Annotated in this window: 17 protein-coding genes; 12 read left to right on the top strand and 5 right to left on the bottom strand. The window is 69.7% G+C overall.

The features are described from left to right. The first annotated feature begins 609 nt into the window (after nt 1-609). The 3 genes from Aco03nite_RS34260 to Aco03nite_RS34250 all read left to right on the top strand — a co-directional run bounded on the left by Aco03nite_RS34260 (nt 610) and on the right by Aco03nite_RS34250 (nt 2,581). A complete protein-coding gene (locus tag Aco03nite_RS34260) occupies nt 610-795 on the top strand; it encodes a hypothetical protein (protein ID WP_203802836.1) in 186 nt (61 codons plus the stop codon). Nucleotides 796-941: 146 nt separating this feature from the next. Continuing rightward, complete coding sequence (locus Aco03nite_RS34255) at nt 942-1,535, top strand: nitroreductase family protein (protein ID WP_203802854.1); 594 nt, start codon at nt 942-944, stop codon at nt 1,533-1,535. Between the two features lie 143 nt (nt 1,536-1,678). After that, nucleotides 1,679-2,581: a CPBP family intramembrane glutamic endopeptidase gene (locus Aco03nite_RS34250; protein WP_203802833.1), complete on the top strand. Its 903-nt coding sequence runs from the start codon at nt 1,679-1,681 to the stop codon at nt 2,579-2,581. A gap of 9 nt (nt 2,582-2,590) precedes the next feature. Here Aco03nite_RS34250 and Aco03nite_RS34245 read toward each other — a convergent pair whose 3' ends face one another. Next, entirely contained in the window at nt 2,591-4,627 is a 2,037-nt protein-coding gene (locus tag Aco03nite_RS34245) for a hypothetical protein (RefSeq protein WP_203802830.1), read from the bottom strand. Nucleotides 4,628-4,796: 169 nt separating this feature from the next. Here Aco03nite_RS34245 and Aco03nite_RS34240 point away from each other — a divergent pair, with 169 nt between their 5' ends. The 3 genes from Aco03nite_RS34240 to Aco03nite_RS34230 all read left to right on the top strand — a co-directional run bounded on the left by Aco03nite_RS34240 (nt 4,797) and on the right by Aco03nite_RS34230 (nt 6,761). Further along, a complete protein-coding gene (locus tag Aco03nite_RS34240; RefSeq protein ID WP_203802827.1) occupies nt 4,797-5,237 on the top strand; it encodes a hypothetical protein in 441 nt (146 codons plus the stop codon). Between the two features lie 81 nt (nt 5,238-5,318). Continuing rightward, a complete protein-coding gene (locus tag Aco03nite_RS34235) occupies nt 5,319-5,918 on the top strand; it encodes a CGNR zinc finger domain-containing protein (RefSeq protein ID WP_203802824.1) in 600 nt (199 codons plus the stop codon). A gap of 54 nt (nt 5,919-5,972) precedes the next feature. After that, entirely contained in the window at nt 5,973-6,761 is a 789-nt protein-coding gene (locus Aco03nite_RS34230; RefSeq protein WP_203802822.1) for a zf-HC2 domain-containing protein, read from the top strand. A gap of 1 nt (nt 6,762) precedes the next feature. Here Aco03nite_RS34230 and Aco03nite_RS34225 read toward each other — a convergent pair whose 3' ends face one another. The 3 genes from Aco03nite_RS34225 to Aco03nite_RS34215 form a co-directional block, all read right to left on the bottom strand. Then, nucleotides 6,763-6,996 (bottom strand): hypothetical protein, encoded by a 234-nt coding sequence (locus Aco03nite_RS34225; protein WP_203802820.1) that lies wholly within the window; start codon nt 6,994-6,996, stop codon nt 6,763-6,765. A 69-nt stretch (nt 6,997-7,065) separates the two neighbouring features. Continuing rightward, nucleotides 7,066-7,497 (bottom strand): large conductance mechanosensitive channel protein MscL, encoded by a 432-nt coding sequence (mscL, locus tag Aco03nite_RS34220; RefSeq protein ID WP_203802851.1) that lies wholly within the window; start codon nt 7,495-7,497, stop codon nt 7,066-7,068. A gap of 92 nt (nt 7,498-7,589) precedes the next feature. After that, the gene (locus Aco03nite_RS34215; RefSeq protein WP_106330995.1) at nt 7,590-7,943 is read right to left on the bottom strand and encodes an STAS domain-containing protein; all 354 of its coding nucleotides are present in this window, start codon (nt 7,941-7,943) and stop codon (nt 7,590-7,592) included. Nucleotides 7,944-8,107: 164 nt separating this feature from the next. Between Aco03nite_RS34215 and Aco03nite_RS34210 the strand changes: the two genes are divergently transcribed. Genes Aco03nite_RS34210 through Aco03nite_RS34185 form a run of 6 tightly spaced genes read left to right on the top strand, consistent with a single transcriptional unit; the run spans nt 8,108 to nt 13,713 of the window. Continuing rightward, on the top strand, nt 8,108-8,944 hold the full coding sequence (locus tag Aco03nite_RS34210) for an STAS domain-containing protein (RefSeq protein ID WP_203802818.1): 837 nt from the start codon (nt 8,108-8,110) through the stop codon (nt 8,942-8,944). Nucleotide 8,945: 1 nt separating this feature from the next. Continuing rightward, a complete protein-coding gene (locus tag Aco03nite_RS34205) occupies nt 8,946-9,362 on the top strand; it encodes an STAS domain-containing protein (protein ID WP_203802816.1) in 417 nt (138 codons plus the stop codon). After that, nucleotides 9,359-9,763, top strand: a complete 405-nt coding sequence (locus tag Aco03nite_RS34200; protein WP_203802814.1) for an ATP-binding protein — start codon at nt 9,359-9,361, stop codon at nt 9,761-9,763. The genes Aco03nite_RS34205 and Aco03nite_RS34200 overlap by 4 nt, the downstream gene beginning before the upstream one ends. Before the next feature lie 19 nt (nt 9,764-9,782). After that, entirely contained in the window at nt 9,783-10,814 is a 1,032-nt protein-coding gene (locus tag Aco03nite_RS34195) for a SpoIIE family protein phosphatase (protein ID WP_203802813.1), read from the top strand. Continuing rightward, nucleotides 10,811-12,157 carry a sensor histidine kinase gene (locus Aco03nite_RS34190; protein ID WP_203802811.1) on the top strand — a complete coding sequence of 449 codons (1,347 nt, stop codon included), beginning with the start codon at nt 10,811-10,813 and terminating at the stop codon, nt 12,155-12,157. Before Aco03nite_RS34195 ends, Aco03nite_RS34190 begins: the two co-directional genes overlap by 4 nt. Next, the gene (locus Aco03nite_RS34185) at nt 12,154-13,713 is read left to right on the top strand and encodes a fused response regulator/phosphatase (protein WP_203802797.1); all 1,560 of its coding nucleotides are present in this window, start codon (nt 12,154-12,156) and stop codon (nt 13,711-13,713) included. Before Aco03nite_RS34190 ends, Aco03nite_RS34185 begins: the two co-directional genes overlap by 4 nt. Here the strand turns inward: Aco03nite_RS34185 and Aco03nite_RS34180 are convergent, their stop codons facing one another. Next, complete coding sequence (locus Aco03nite_RS34180; protein WP_203802795.1) at nt 13,714-15,585, bottom strand: putative glycosyltransferase family protein; 1,872 nt, start codon at nt 15,583-15,585, stop codon at nt 13,714-13,716. Between the last annotated feature and the right edge of the window lie 124 nt (nt 15,586-15,709).

Below are 15,709 nucleotides of genomic sequence, written 5' to 3'. Positions count from 1 at the left end.
TACTTGTCGCGCCAACCGGGATCGCCACAAGCATCGGCGGCGAGTTGACCGTCCGGGCCACGCATGAGTACGGCTACTAGGTTCACCGTCTCAGCACCCCGCACCGGATGGGAGCATCACCAGGACCACCCATATGTCGACCTGTACCTGCACGACGAGGATGTGCGGGGATCGCGTATCCGCCCCTGCCGCGATTCGGAAACGTTCAGAACAGCGGCACCGGTGTCGCTTGCCGGCAGTCGCCTCCACTGCAGCTGGGGCCGTTCCACTCTCACGGTACGTCCGTTGGTCGCTCCGTGGTTGCTCGGATGTTTCGTACCCGGGGCGGATGCAGATGGACGGGTCCGAATTTAGCCGTCGCCGTTGGCTGTGAGCTCGTTCCCGGCTACCCGGACGGGTCTAGACGTTGCCGGATGGGCGTGGACTGTGAGAGTATTTTACGAAGTTCCCATGATGGGATGATTCTGCTTCCTTCCTGCGGACTTTTAATCCATAGGTTCAGGGTTCGAGTCCCTGGCGGCCCACTGTTACACCTGGTCAGCGCTGGTTCTCCGGTGCTGGCCAGTTCCGTTTCCGGGCCTGTGCGGCAGCTGACTCCCAGGGGGCGTGATGGCCAGGCGCGAGATCGCCGATCGGCTTCTGCTGGTCGACACCGTCGACCGGTGGTTCCACCTGGACGAGCCGACCTTCATCGGGGCCGGGCAGGCGTACTGGGTGGATCGTTCCACCGACGAGTTGTGCGTGGCCCGCGGCGACGGCCGGGTGTCCCGGCACGTCGGCGCGATGTGCCGGTAGTCAGTGATCAAGGGACTCGCCCGACCGGCAACGGCTACCGGGAGCCGGCCGGGACCTTCTTGTAGTGCGTGGGACAGGCGGTTGAGCACCGCGTAATCCGTCGGATGATCGATGCGACGGGTCGCTGTCCACTGGAGAATGGGGGGATGGAATTTCAGGATGTCGTGCGACGGCGGCGCATGGTTCGGAGTTACGACCCGGATCGGCGGCTCTCGCCGGAAGTTGTGGATCGGATCGTCGACAACGGGCTGCGGGCTCCGTCGGCCGGGTTCTCGCAAGGCTGGGGATTTCTGGTGCTGGACGAGCCTGCCGATATCGCGCTTTTTCGGGATGTCTGCACGCCTGACGAAGCGGCGGATCGGTGGTTCGCCGCCAACGTGCACGCCCCGCTGCTGGTCGTGCCGCTCGCGAACAAGAGCGTCTACCTCGAACGCTACGCGCAGCCGGACAAGGGGCACACGGACCGGTCCGATGCTTGGTGGCCCGCGCCCTACTGGGACATCGACACCGGATTCGCCGCGCTCCTGATGATGCTGACCGCGGTCGACGAAGGGCTGGGCGCCTGTTTCTTCGGGCTGCCCTACGAGCGTGTCGACGCGTTCCGGGACGAGTTCGGGGTGCCCGCCGAGTTCTCGCCGATCGGTGCGATCTCGATCGGCTACAGCGACGAGCCGGCCCGTGATCTGAGTTCCCGGCGGCGGCCCAAGGCCGACGTGGTGCACCGCGGCCGCTGGAGCTGAACGGCGCTGGATCTGAAAGGCGCTGGATCTGAAAGGGCGCTGGTGCTGTACAGCGGGCTGACCTGCGATTTTACCGCCTGCTGTACCTGAAGAGTGCCTTCTGCTGCAATGACCGCGAGCCGCCGCGCTGATGGACTTCGGTCATGCAGATCATCCGGCGCTATCCCGTGCTCAGCTTCTTCGTGCTCGCCTTCGGCCTGAGCTGGTTCTTCTGGACGCCCTACATCCTGTCCGACCACGGGCTGGGCCTGGAACCGGACATCCACATCCCGGAGATCCTCGGGACCGGGCAGCTGGTCGGGGTGCTGCCGGGCGCCTACCTCGGGCCGCTGGGCGCCGCGTTCCTGGTCACCGCGCTCACCGAGGGTCGGGCGGGGCTGCGGCACTGGGCGCACCGGCTGAAGCACTGGCGGGTCGGGTGGCGCTGGTTCTTCGCGGTGCTGCTGATCGTGCCGGTGGCGATCCTCCTCGCGCCGCTGGCCCTGCCGAAGACGTGGGGGCACATCACCATGCCCAGCGCGATGATCCTGGTCGCGTACCTGCCGATGCTGGCCATGCAGATGATCACGACGGCGGCGGCCGAGGAGCCGGGATGGCGGGACTTCGCGCTGCCCCGGATGCAGGACCGGTTCGGCCCGGTGCTCGGCACCTCGCTGCTGGGTGTGCTGTGGGGCGCCTGGCACCTGCCGCTCTACCTGACCGAGTGGGGCGGCCCGAACCCGACGTGGGTGGACCCGACCCTGTTCATCATCGGTTGTGTCCCGCTGAGCCTGGTGATGACCTGGGTGTTCAACCGCAGCGGGCAGAGCGTGCCGCTGATCATGCTGCTGCACGCCGGTATCAACAGCACGTACTCGCTGGTCTGGGGCGAGGTCTACCCCACTCTCGACATCGCCCGGGATCCGCTGTACGGCCAGCTCATCGCTTCGGTGATCGCCGCCGCCGGCATTCTGGTCGCCACCCGCGGACGGCTGGGACTGGCCGCCGATCGACCGGCTCCCGAGGCGGCGGAGCCTTCGTACAGTCGCGCCGGTGACTCCAGGTAGTTGCTCCCGTCAGCGCCGGACCGGCACGCTGACACTGGTGGCCCGGCCGTCCAGGTGACCGGCACGCTTGGCGATCACCGTCACGGTAAGGCGCTTGCCGCGCATCGAGGCGGTCAGTTTCAGCGTACGAGCGGTGGCCCCCTTGATCACCTTGCCGTTGAGTCGCCACTCGTAGGCGTACCCACCAGGTGTCGGTGTCCAGGTGCCGACGGCGACCGTGACCTTGCGGCCGACCTTGGCCACGCCGCTGACCTTGGGTTTCTTGATGGCCTTGGGCGCCGCGGCCTTGACCACGGCGACGGTGGCGGCGGACGTGGCGGACGCCGTGCCGTGGCCGGAGCGGGTGGCGGTCACGGTCACGGTGAGGCGCTTGCCGGCGAGCGGGGCCGCGATTCGGTACGACGCCCCGGTCGCGCCGCCGATCACGACCCCGTTCGCCCGCCACTGGTAGCGGACCGTGGTCGCGGCCGGGGACCAGGTGCCAGCCGTGGCCTTGACCGTCTGACCGACCTTGATCGTGCCGGAGACGGCCGGCGCCTTGGTGGCCCTCAGCGCGGGCAGCGGCGCGACGGTGATCGCGTCGTCGAGGGTGCTGTGGACGGTGCCGTGGTACGGCTTGACGGTCACCGAGACCCGGCCGGCCGGCACCGTCGCGAAGTCGATCTCGGCCTCGGCCCAGAAGCCGTCCGGGTCGACCGATCGGATCCTGGCCGGGACCGGGGCCCGCCCGGCGGCGGTCACCTCGAAGACGTCCAGCGGGTGCAGGTTGATGCCGTGCAGCGTGACGGTGCGCTTCTCGCCGGTGGTGACCGTGGCCGGGACGGCGGAGACCACCCGCCCGTTCTTCACCGCGACCGAGAAGCTGCCGCCGCCGACGGCCGACCGGGTGCCGTCGGCGCTCACGCTGCGGACCTGGATGGTGTGCGAGCCGACGGCGGACGGAGTCCAGGTGATCGTCGCGGTGCCGTCCGCCCGGGCCGGCTGGGTCGCCCAGTCGGTGCCGGTGAAACTCCACTCGAAGGCCGTCGTGCCGGGCCGCCGGGTGGCGACCTGGAAGGTGCCGGGAGCCTTGCGGCCGGCCGGCCCGGTGACACCGATCGGGAAGTCGGTGGAGGTGACCCGCGGGAAGTCGATGACACCCCAGGTCTGCCCGGTCCGCGCGGTGGTCAGGCCGTGGGCGTTGCGCGCGGTCACGGCCAGCGAGCTGATCCCGGTGCGGGCCGGGGTGACGGTGAAGGTGGCGCTGCCGTCGGCATCCGGCGTGACCGTGCGGGTGCCGCCGTCGAACGTGACGTCATAGGCCACCACGCCGGGCATCCCGGTCCGGGCGGTGACGGTCGCCGGGGTGATCAGATCCTCGCCGCCGGTCCGGGTCAGCACGGGCGCCGCCTCGTCCGGCCCGGTCCAGACGGTGCGGGCCACGGAGAGCTCGCCGGTGCTGTCCCGGCTCTGCACCAGCAGCGCGGCCAGGTCGGTGTCGCCCAGGTACCACGAGGTCTCGGCGCTGCCATCGGCCCGGGCCGGGACGGTCACCGCCTGCTCCGGGCGCTCGCCGTTGTAGGTGCGCGGCCAGATCCGGTACTCGGTGACGCCGGGGCTCCGCGGGGTCATCCGGAACGTGGGCGAGGACCCCAGGTAGACGATGCCGGCCGGGTCGCGGGTGACCAGCGGGCCGTTGTCGACCAGGAACTCGTAGGCGTACGCCGCATGATCGGTCCCGTCCTTGCCCACCGTGTGGACGGTGAGCGACCGGACACCGGCCCGCCGTGGGGCGATCGTCACGGTGCCGCGGCCGTCGGCGCCGACCGGGACCTCGCCGGACTGGCCGTCGTCGGTGCGCCAGACGAAGGAGACCGCGTCGCCGGCGGTGGCCTCGAGATCAAAACGGCCGGGAACCCCGACGTTGTACGCCAGGTCGGGCTCGTAGGCGGCATCGCGGTAGACGGTCGAGCCGACGATCGGAGCCCGGGTCTCGGTGGCCAGCGCCACACCCGTGCCCAGCGTCATCGTCGCGGTGACGGTCGCCATGGAGATCAAAAGCCGCATGTCCTGGTCTTCCCCTGAGGTGCTCGCCGATCGACGCATCGAGAGGTTCGCACACGGGTATGACAGAACGTGAGACCGGGGACGGCTGAATACCCACCGACAGTGTGTATTCGCTGTGCGCTCAGGGCCCGTTCGTGCCAGGGTTCTGGGGACAGACAAGGAGAAAGTGTTGTCGGATTACGACCCTGGACAGCTCATGGCCGGGTTCCGGTCGATGAGCATGCTGGCCGGTCTCGTGGAGCGGGGCGGCCGGCCGGCCGCGATCAGCCCCACGATTCCGCTCCGGTCAGGGGAGAAGCAGTACGGATGGTTCCCGGTCGACGTGACCGGCGTCGGCCGTCGGCTCGCGGTCGTCACCAGCGAGCGGTTGATCCTGGCCGGTGCGGAGTACCGGCTGCGGTCGGTGACGAGCCTGCGGCCCCGGCCCGGTGATTTCACGCTCGCGCTGGACGTGCGGGACGGGCGCTCGGTGGAGGTCGCCGGCCCGTGGGTGCCCTGGCTGGGCGTGGTGCTCTGCGCCGAGATCCACGGCGCGGCCTGGCCGCCCGGTTACGCCCCGGTGATCCCGGCCCCGCGCCGCCGCCGGGAGCTGGCTGATACCCGTCGGTAATAAAGGTGATGAGCAGGCCCGGTCCACTCGGCCGGGTGGTGCTGCGACATCGAAGGAAACAGAGCCGAGTAGGCTTTGGCTATGTCATGGAAGGCGAGCGCGCGGCACGGCGTGCGGGAGGCGCCGAACGGGTTCGCCCTTGTCCAGGAGTTGTTGAACACGCGGGCGGTGATGTCCTACGCCCCTGACCTGCTGGCCGGCACCGACGACGCCCAGTGGTGGGTGACCGAGACGCTCGGTCTCTGGTCCCGGGTGTCCGGCCTGCCGGCGCCGACGCTGCTGCTCACCGCCGCCGACCTGCGCTCGATGCGCCGGCTGCGGGGCGCCTTCGAGCACGTGGTGGTCGCCGGTCCCCGGCCGGAGCAACCGGAGGGCGCGCTCCCGCCGGCCGACGTGCAGGTCAGCCTGGTCCCCGACGGGACGGGCTGGGTGCGGGTGGTGCCGACCGGCCGGGGCGTCCGGTGGCTGGCGTCGGCGCTCTGGTCCGAGGCCCTGCTCGCCCAGCAGGCCGGGCTCTGGCCCCGGCTGAAACTCTGCAACAACCAGGCGTGCCGGGCCGCGTTCTTCGACACGTCCCGCAACAACAGCGGGGTCTGGCACGACGTCAGCACCTGCGGAAACACGGCCAACCTGCGGGCGTTCCGGGAGCGCCGCCGGATGCTGGACCAAGAGCACCCCTGATCTTTGTGCCCCGCGGCCTGGAACTCGGCGGCCGTTCCGGGCGACTATCGGTACATGGCATGTGAGCGGTGGCGCGAGATGCTCTCCGCGCAGCTGGACGGCGAGGACGACCCGGTGCTGCGCCCCCTGGTCGACGAACACCTCGACGGGTGCGCCGGCTGCCGGGAGTGGCTGGACCGGGCCGCGGCGGTGAACCGGCTGACGCTGACCGCCCCGGTGCCGCAGGTCCCGGATCTGAGCGCCGCGATCCTGGCCGCGCTGCCGCCGGCCCCGAGGGAGCGGAAACGACGGATCCCGGTGGCCGCCCTGCTCTACCTGGCGCTGGCCCTGATCGGGGCGGTGCAGCTGATCCTGGGTCTGACCCAGGTCGGCGGCGGGGTGAGCGCCGGGCACGCGCACAACGGCCTGGGCGCGACCCAGGGACACCTCTGGCACGAGTCGGCGGCGTGGAACGTCGCGGTCGGCGCCGGTTACCTCTTCATCGGGTTGCGCCGCAGCCGGCCGACCGGGCTGGTGCCGATGCTCACCGCTTTTGTCGCGATGCTGCTGCTGATCTCGGTCACCGATCTCACCGGCGGGCGGGTCGACATCGGCCGGCTCGTCGGCCACGGCTTCGTGATCGCGGGATATCTGCTGGTGGTGGCGTTGGCCCGGGGTGTCGGCGGGGTGGGTGCGCCGCCCGGCGCCCGGATCGGCACGGGGTGGCGGGCCCGGTTCGACAACGGCTTCGACAACGGCCTGGACAACGGCGACGCCGAGGAGAAGGAGCCCCGGCCGGGGCTGCGCCTGCTGCCGCCGATCGGCCCGCTGACCGCCCGGCACCGGGATGATCGAGCGGCCTAGGTCACCGCGAGGACGGGCGCACCGACAGCTCACGCCACTCGTCCGGCCCGGCGAGCAGGGAACGGACCATGTCGAGGGCGGTGTCCTCGCTGTCGTACTCGAAGAAGTGGGAGGAGCCGTCGGAGCCCCCGGCGCGCTGCTCCACATACCACTGATCGCCGTTGGTCCGCAGGTAGACGTCCTTGCGGGCTATCCGGCCCCACTTGCCGTTCCACCAGTGCTTACGCTGCTCCATCCCGGCACTGTATCGAACATCTGTTCGAACAGTGCCGGGAGGGCGGATCTTTTTGACAGCGAGAAAGGCCTAGCGCGGCGGGTCGCTGCGGTAGACCTGACCCGAGCCCCCGGTCTGGTTCTGCGCGAGCAGCAGGTCCCGGATCTCGGTGAGCAGCTGAACCTCTTCGCTGGGCGCCTTCGGCGGCGGCTCCTCGCCGCGACGACGACGCTCGGCCAGCTTGTTCAGCGGCATGACGACGAGGAAGTAGAGGACCGCCGCCGTCATCAGGAAGGTGATGAGGGTGTTGATGAAGGCGGCGTAGGTGAACTCGATGCCCTTGGCGGGGGAGAGGGAGCCGGCAAGGGCACCCGTGCCGCCGGAGATCCACTTGATCAGCGGCTCGAGGAACGACTTGGTGAAGCTGGTGACGACCGCGGTGAACGCGGTACCGATGACGACACCCACGGCAAGGTCGACGACATTGCCGCGCATGATGAAGTCTTTGAAGCCTTGGAACATCTGTTTCACGGGCACTCCCGGGGGCCGGATATGAAGGTCCGGCGACGGAGGTGCCCGTCACCGGTCGACGACAAACTACGCCGACCGGGGCATCAGTCGAGGGCTGGCTCCTCGGCGGTGACCGCCTCGTCCACCGTCGGGTATGTGTGCAGCACCTCGACCAGTCCACTCACCTCGAGGATGCGGAGAACCCCGCGCTGCGGCGCGGCCAGACGGACGGTGCCGCCGGCGTCGTCGGTGCTGTTCTTCGCGCGGACGAAGACCGAGAGCCCGGTCGAGTCGCAGAAGGACACCTCGGCGAGGTCGAACACCAGGCGGGTCCGGCCCTTCTCCAGCAGGTCACTGATCTGATCCTGCAGCTGGGGGGCGGTTGCCATGTCGAGCTCACCAGCGACCGACACGACCACCATGTCGTCACGCTGTTCCGTTTGTACCGTCAGGGACATTCGCCGACCTCCAGTTATTGCTGAACGGTACTCCACGTACCCGGTGGCGCGCAGAACGGGACAGACCTTCGAGCCCCGGCCGTTATTTGACTTACAGCAACGAATCAACCCCCTGATGGTAAAGTCCGGCCGTTGCGAACGATCGTGTGGTTGGAGGAACGGCGATGTCGCTGAGTCCGGACGAGGCGAGTCGCTTCGCCCATCTGCTCTCGAGCAAAGCGGAGCCCTTGGCGGCCCGGTGGGCCGAGCTGGTCGCCGCGGGTCTGCGGGGCCGGCTGAGCAGTGCCGAGCTGCGGAGGCAGACGAGCGAGCTGCAGCGGGCCTTCCAGCAGGCCTTCGACGCCGGTGCCACCGACCTCACCTCGGAGGCCGCCGCCGAGCTGCGCGCCCAGCTCGACGAGCTGTCCACCAACCGGGCCCGGCAGGGTTTCACCGCCACCGAGACCGCGATCAGCGTCTACGCCTTCAAGGAGGCGACGCTGGAAATCCTCGGCAGTGTGGACGACGCCACCACCCTGCGTGACTACGTGGCATTCTCCGGCTTCGTCGACCGGGCCGCGCTGTTCACCTTCGACAGTTACGTCAGGGTCCGTGAGTCGCTCATCGCCGACCAGGCCGAGCAGCTGCTCGAGCTCTCCACCCCGGTGGTCAAGCTGTGGGAGGGCGTGGTGGCCGTGCCGCTGGTCGGCACCCTCGACTCGGCGCGCGCCCAGGTGGTGATGGAGCGCCTGCTGCAGACCCTGGTGGACACCGGCTCGCCGTACGCGATCATCGACATCACCGGTGTGCCCGCGGTCGACACCCAGGTCGCCCAGCACATCCTCAAGACCGTGGTGGCCGCCCGCCTGATGGGCGCCGACTGCATCATCTCCGGCATCCGCCCGCAGATCGCGCAGACCATTGTCGCGCTCGGCATCGAGTTCGGCGACATCGCGACCAAGGCGTCCCTGGCCGACGCCTTGCGCTACGTGATCAGCCAGAACAAGCGGGCGGGCCGCTGACGTGGAGCGCGTCCCGGTTCTGAAGATCGGTGACATCCTGCTGGTCTCCATCCAGATCGACATGGAGGACCAGGTCGCCCTGCAGCTGCAGGAGGACCTCGCCGACAAGATCGTCGCGACCGGCACCCACGGTGTGATCATCGACATCAGCGCGCTCGACATCGTCGACTCGTTCGTCGGCCGGACCCTGGCCACCATCGCCTCGGTCTCCCGGGTGCTGGACGCCGAGACCGTGGTGGTCGGCATGCGCCCGGCGGTGGCGATCACCCTGGTCGAGCTGGGGCTGTCGCTGCCCGGCATCCGGACGGCGCTCAACGTCGAGCTGGGCATCGCGATGATCGGCACCCGGGACCTCAGCGGGCTGCTCGACGACGAGGACGAGGACGAGCCCGACCAGGCGGCGGTAACCGCACCGTGAACGACGAGAGCCAGCGCCTCCCGGTCGACACCGACCGGGACGTGGTCCGTGTCCGGCAGCTGGTGCGTACCGTCGCGGTGGCGGTGAAGCTGTCCCTGGTGGACCAGACGAAGATCGTCACCGCGGCGAGCGAGCTGGCTCGCAACACCCTGGTCTACGGTGGCGGCGGCGAGGTCGAGGTGACCCGCGTCCACAACGAGCGACGGGCCGGCATCCGGATCGTCTTCGCCGACCAGGGCCCCGGCATCGTGGACCTGGATCTGGCCCTCACCGACGGGTACACCACCGGTGGTGGTCTCGGTCTCGGGCTCAGTGGCGCACGTCGCCTGGTGGACGAGTTCGACATCGACACCGAAGCGGGTAAGGGCACGACCATTACGATCGTCAAGTGGTGCCGGTGAGCATCTCCATGTGGTGCCGATGAGCGGAGGCGCGGTGGCGTCCGTACCCGAAGGACTCCTCGACGGAGGGGTCTGGTTCCGGGTGGAGGAGGCCGGGTCGGCATCCGCCGTCCGCCGGGCTGCCGAGCGTCTCGCGGCGGAGCTGGCCATGCCCGAGAAGCGGGTCGCGGACCTCGCGATCGCGGCCGCCGAGGCCGCTGGCAACCTGGTCAAACACGCCGATCAAGGGCTTATTCTGGTACGCACGGTGCGTTCCGCCGACCAGGCCGGTGTCGAGCTGATCATGGTCGACAGCGGTCCCGGAATGGCCGACGTGCAGTTCTCGATCGGCGACGGGCACTCCACCGCGGGCACCCTGGGCATCGGGTTCGGGGCGATCCTGCGCCAGGCCAGCCGGTGGGATCTGCACTCGGTGCCGGGCAAGGGCACCGTGATGACGGTGCAGGTGTGGCCGGCCCGTCTGCCCGACCCGGCGTGGGCGGCGGGCCTGACCCGGCCGATCACCGGTGAGACGGCCTGTGGCGACGCGTGGGCGATCCGGGAGATCGACGGCCGACGGCAGATGCTGGTCAGCGACGGTCTCGGGCACGGCGGGCTCGCGGCGGCCGCGTCGCACGAGGCGGTGCGAGCGTTCCACCGGGCTCCGGCCGTACCACCGGCTCAGGTCGTCGAATTCCTGCACCGCGCCATCGGGCACACCAGGGGCGCGGCACTCGCCGTCGCCGAGCTGGACCTGACGGCCGGGATGATCCGGTACGCGGGTCTCGGCAACATCTCCGGCACCGTGCTGGGACCGGACGGCAACCGCCGCGGCATGGTCTCGATGCCGGGCATCGCCGGACATCAACGGCGACAGGTGCGGGAGTACGATTACCCGCTGCTCCCCGGCGCGACAGTGCTGATGCACAGCGACGGCGTGGTCGACAGGTGGAACGCGGCCGACTACCCGGGCCTGCTCAGCCACAGTTCCGAGGTGATCGCGGCGACCGTGCTGCGCGACGCCGGCACCCGCCGCGACGACGCCGGTGTTCTGGTGGCAAAAGTCTCATGACCGCCGAACCGCTGATGCGCATGCGCCTGCGGGTCGAGCAGGACATCTTCGTGGTCCGCCAGCTGGGCCGGGAGGTGGCCCGTGAGCTCGGCCTGGAGTCACAGGACCAGACCCGGATGGCGACCGCGCTCAGTGAAGTGGGCCGGGTTCTGCTCGCCGAGAGCGGGGATGCCGACGTCACGTTCGCGGTCGAGCCGAACGGGGTACCTTCGCTGCGGGTAACGATGGCGTACCCGGGGACCGGGCAGGCAAACCGGCTCACGGAGCAGCTGCGGCAGGTCGGCCGGCTGGTCGACACGATGGAGGTCGACGACGATGGTGGGACGGGCACAGTGGTCCGGCTGGCACGGCGGTTGCCGTCCGGTGCACCTCGGCTGACCCCGGATCGCATGGACGAGATCCGCTCCGGGCTGGCCCAGCACGTGCCGGGCACCCCCCTGGACGAGCTGGCGATCCAGAACCAGCAGCTCATCGGCGCACTCGATGAGGTGCGGGCGCAGCGTGACGAACTGGCCCGGCTCAACGCCGAGCTGGAGGAGACCAACCGCGGCGTGATGGCCCTCTACAACCAGCTCTCCGAGGAGCTGGAGGAGACCAACCGAGGTGTGGTCGCGCTCTACGCCGAGCTCGACGAGAAATCGGCGCAGCTGCGGGCGGCCAGCGAGGCCAAGAGCCGGTTCCTGGCCAACGTCAGCCACGAGCTGCGCGCTCCGGTCACCGCCATCATCGGTCTCGGCCGGCTGCTGACCGACTCCGGTTCCGATGACCTCACCTCCGAGCAGAGTCGGCAGGTGGAACTCATCCGTACGTCCGCAAGCGATCTTCTGACCCTGGTCAACGGGTTGCTGGACCTGGCCAAGGCGGAGGCCGGCCGGATCGAGCCGACCTGGGCCGAGGTGGATCTCAAGGCGATGTTCGGGCAGCTGCGCGGCACGCTGCGGCCGCTGGCGACCCGCCCCGAGGTGGACTTCGTGGTGGAGGAGCCGGGCCTGCTCACGTTCCGGTCCGACGAGGTGCTGCTCGCCCAGATCCTGCGCAACCTGCTGACCAACGCGATCAAGTTCACCGAGACCGGTTCGGTACGTCTCAGCGTGCGCCCGGTCGGTGGCGACGCCGAGTTCGTGGTCGCCGACACCGGCTTCGGCATCCCGCCCGAGCTGCATGAACGTGTCTTCGAGGAGTTCTATCAGGTGCCCGGCAGCAGACCGGTCAGCGGCAAGGGCACCGGCCTGGGCCTGCCCTATGCCCGGCGGCTGGCCGGCATCCTCGGCGGCGCCCTGCGGGTCGACTCCACGCCCGGTGAGGGCAGCACCTTCACCCTGCGACTGCCGATCACGTCATGACCGATCCGAGGATTCCGGCGTCGCTGCTCGTCGTCGACGACAGCGCGACGAAACGGTACCTGCTGGTCAGCTGGCTCAGCCGGGCCGGATTCACGGTGTACGAGGCGGAGACCGGCGGCGAGGCCCTGGAGCGCCTGGTCGATCTCGAGGTCGACCTGGTCGTCCTGGACGTGAAGCTGCCGGACATGAACGGGTTCGAGGTCTGCGAGAAGATCAAGACCGATGCGCGGTACGGGGTACTCCCGGTGATCCACGTGTCGGCGCACGCGGTGGACGTCGTCGATCGCGCGCAGGGACTCAACCGCGGCGCCGACGCCTACCTGGTCGAACCGATCGAACCGGATGAGCTGATCGCCACCGTCCAGGCGGTGCTCCGCTACTACCGGGCCCGGCAGCGGGCCGAGCTGCTCGCCCAGCGGATGGTCAAACTGGCCGAGGCCACCCTGGCGATCAACTCGGCGCCGACCCTGCCGGCCCTGCTGGTGGCGGCGGCCGAGGGCGCCTGGGAGATCTTCGGCGGGCCGGTGGCGGTGGTCGCGGAGACCTCCGAGGGCGAGAGCCTGGCCGCCACGGTCGTCGAGGGCAGCACCCCGGCGACGGTCCGCCGCTGGGCCGTTCCCGGACCGCCGGTCACCGTCGGCTCCCTGGTGCGAAGCGACGAACCGTCCGACTGGGACGTCCTCGACTGGCCGGACGGCGAGACGGTCGTGGCGGTCGCGACGGCCCGGCTGCGCGTCGACCGCCCGCCGGTCTACGTGGCCGTGCCGGGCCGCTCCCAGACCCCCGGATTCCCGGTGCTGCGGCAGCTGTCGCAGGCGGTCGGCGCGGCCGTGGAGGCGCAGCGGTCCTACGACGACGAGCACCGGGTCGCGGTCACCCTGCAACGCAGCCTGCTGCAGTCCCGGCTGCCCGAGGTGCCCGGCCTGGACATGGGCGTGCTCTACGAGCCGGCCGGCGCGCAGACCGAGGTGGGCGGCGACTTCTACGAGCTGACCGTGGTCGGCGACCAGCTGCTGGTCGCGATCGGGGACGTGGCCGGCCACTCCCTGCACGCGGCGACGGTGATGGCCGAGATCCGGCACGCGGTCCGCGCCTACGCCATCGAGGGCCACTCGCCCGGCGCCGTCCTGGAACTGGTCAACCGTTTCATGCGGGCCGTGCTGCCGACCGAATCGGCGACGTTGTGCCTGCTCACCCTGGACCCGGCGACCGGCCGGATCCGGATGGCGTCGGCCGGCCACCTGCCCCCGCTGGTGCATGTGGACGGCGAGGTGCGCTTCCTGGAACCGAAGGGCGCCCTGCTCGGCATCGCGGCCCCGCGCCGGGCCGAGGTGGAGTACGTACTGCCCCCGGGCGGCACCCTGATCCTCTACACCGACGGCCTGATCGAACGCCGCGACGCCGACATCGACGAGGGCCTGGTCGCGCTGGCCACCAGTGCCGCCACGGTGGAACCGAACCTGAACGCCTTCTGCCGCCGCCTGCACACCCAGCTGACCGGCCCCGGCGACCAGGCGGACGACATCGCCGTGGTCGCCGTCCGCCGTACGCCCTGATCAGCCGATCAGGCGGGTGCTGCTGAGGGTCTGCGGGGCGTCCGAGACCACCCGCAGGAACGCCGGGTCGACCGGCGGGATCTTGAAGGTCTTCTCCTTCGGCAGCAGTACGTAGGTTTCGGTGGCGCCGGCCGGCAGCGTCTGCGGGCCGGTCCGGATCGTCCAGAACTCGGCGATGGTGACACCGGTGGCGACCGCGAAGTGCGGGGTGACCGGCTCGCCGGAACGGTTGGTCACCTCGACCGTCAGCTCCGTGATGCTCGCGCCCGCGACGATCGGGGTGCCGACCCGCAGGTTCAGCGGCTGCGGGCTGGCCACGGCGATCCCGAAACACACCGCGGCCGGCAGGAACAGCGCGGCGGTGACCGCGGCCCCCACCTTCCGCGAGCGCGGGATCCGGAACGCGTCGGCGAAGTCCGCCCGGGACGTGGTGACCAGGGCGACCAGCCACAACGGCATGGTCAGCAGCCAGTAGCCGTCCTGCGAACGGGTCGACACCATGAAGATCGTCCACGGGAGTACGGCGATCGCCGGGCCCAGCTTCGGCAGGTGCAGGGCGAAAGTGATCAGCAGGGCCACCAGCAGCGCGATCGTGGCCCGGCCGTAGAAGTCCAGAGCCCCACTGCCGCCGATGATGTAGTGGGTGATCCCGACCAGGCCCTGCCCGTGCGGGACGGCGTGCTGCAGCAGCGGCTCGAACACACCCGTCAGCCAGTCGTGCGGTGACTTGATCGCGAACGGGAGACTGCTCACGGCGAACACGGCTAGCGCTGTCCCCCCGTACCGCAGCAGCAGTAGGAAGGTCGCGGTCAGCGACAGCTCACGCAGTCGCAGCACGATCAAACCGATCACCAGGAACAACGCCAGGAACCAGCCCAGCTGATGGATCGAACAGGCCGCGCCGAGAGCCACCGCCCGTCCGATGCCGGGCCAGCCGAGTTTGCCGCCGCGGCCGATCGACGGCCAGTTCCACAGCGCGAAACAGAGGAAGGGCAGGGCGATCACCGAGGGGTACGCGTTGTCGGCGTACGCGGTGAACGTGCCGAGACCGAGAACGCCCAGTGTGGCGATCGGCCGTAGCGGGACCGGGGCCACGAAGAAGACGAACAGGGCCGTCGCCAAGATCGCCAGCCACGCCACCAGCACGATCCCGGTCAGCGACGGGAAGATCCGCTGCACCACCGCGCCGATCTCGACCCCGAGCGGCGGGTAGCCGAAGTCGAAGACGGTCCGGCCGTCCATCAGCTGCGTCGGCAGGCCGGGGTCGATCTGCGGCCACGTCGACGTGTACGGGTTACGTCCCTCCGCCAGCCCCCGCGAGGCGGCGTCCATCAGCATGCCCTCGTCGACGCTCAGCTTCCGGATGCCGCTGATCATCGGCCAGGAGGCGATCGCTTTGATCACGATCGCGGTGCCCAGGACCACAAGATCCAGCTTTGCGAGTACGCGGTGACCACGCGCCGTCAGCGCACCGATCGCCGCGCCCAGCATCGTCAGATAGGCGAACGTGATGATCAGGGCCAGCCAGGGGCGGGTCAGGACATGCGCCTGCCAGATCCCCCGGGTGCTGACGACCAGGCCCATGGTCGCGGCGATCGTGAGCGCCCGATGCAGCCAGAGCACCAGATCCGGGCCGGTCCCCTGATCTTCGTCCTTGTTCGGCCCGCTGTTCTTGTTCGGCCCGCTGTTCTTGTTCGGCCCGCTGTTCTTGTTCGGCCCGTCGTTCTTGTTCGGCCCGCTGTCCTTGTTCGGCCCGCTGTCCTTGTTCGGCCCGCTGTTCGGCCCGTCCTTTTCGCTTGCCTTTTGAGCGCCGAGGTCCAGTCGCTCGGTGACGGCCTGGCTCGCACCGGCCCGCTCAAGATCATGAATCACCGGCGCATCGTACAAGCCGGATCCCGCCTGGTCGTCCCCCGATTTACCATCAGGCGACAACGAGGAGGCATCAACCGGACGAGACGGCGAATCCGACACAGCCAGCACGATAACCCGCACACCG

Source organism: Actinoplanes couchii (assembly GCF_016862075.1).
GTDB classification, from domain to species: Bacteria; Actinomycetota; Actinomycetes; order Mycobacteriales; family Micromonosporaceae; genus Actinoplanes; species Actinoplanes couchii.
Note: the sequence above shows the minus strand (reverse complement) of the source record. Positions and strands in the feature narration are given on the sequence as shown.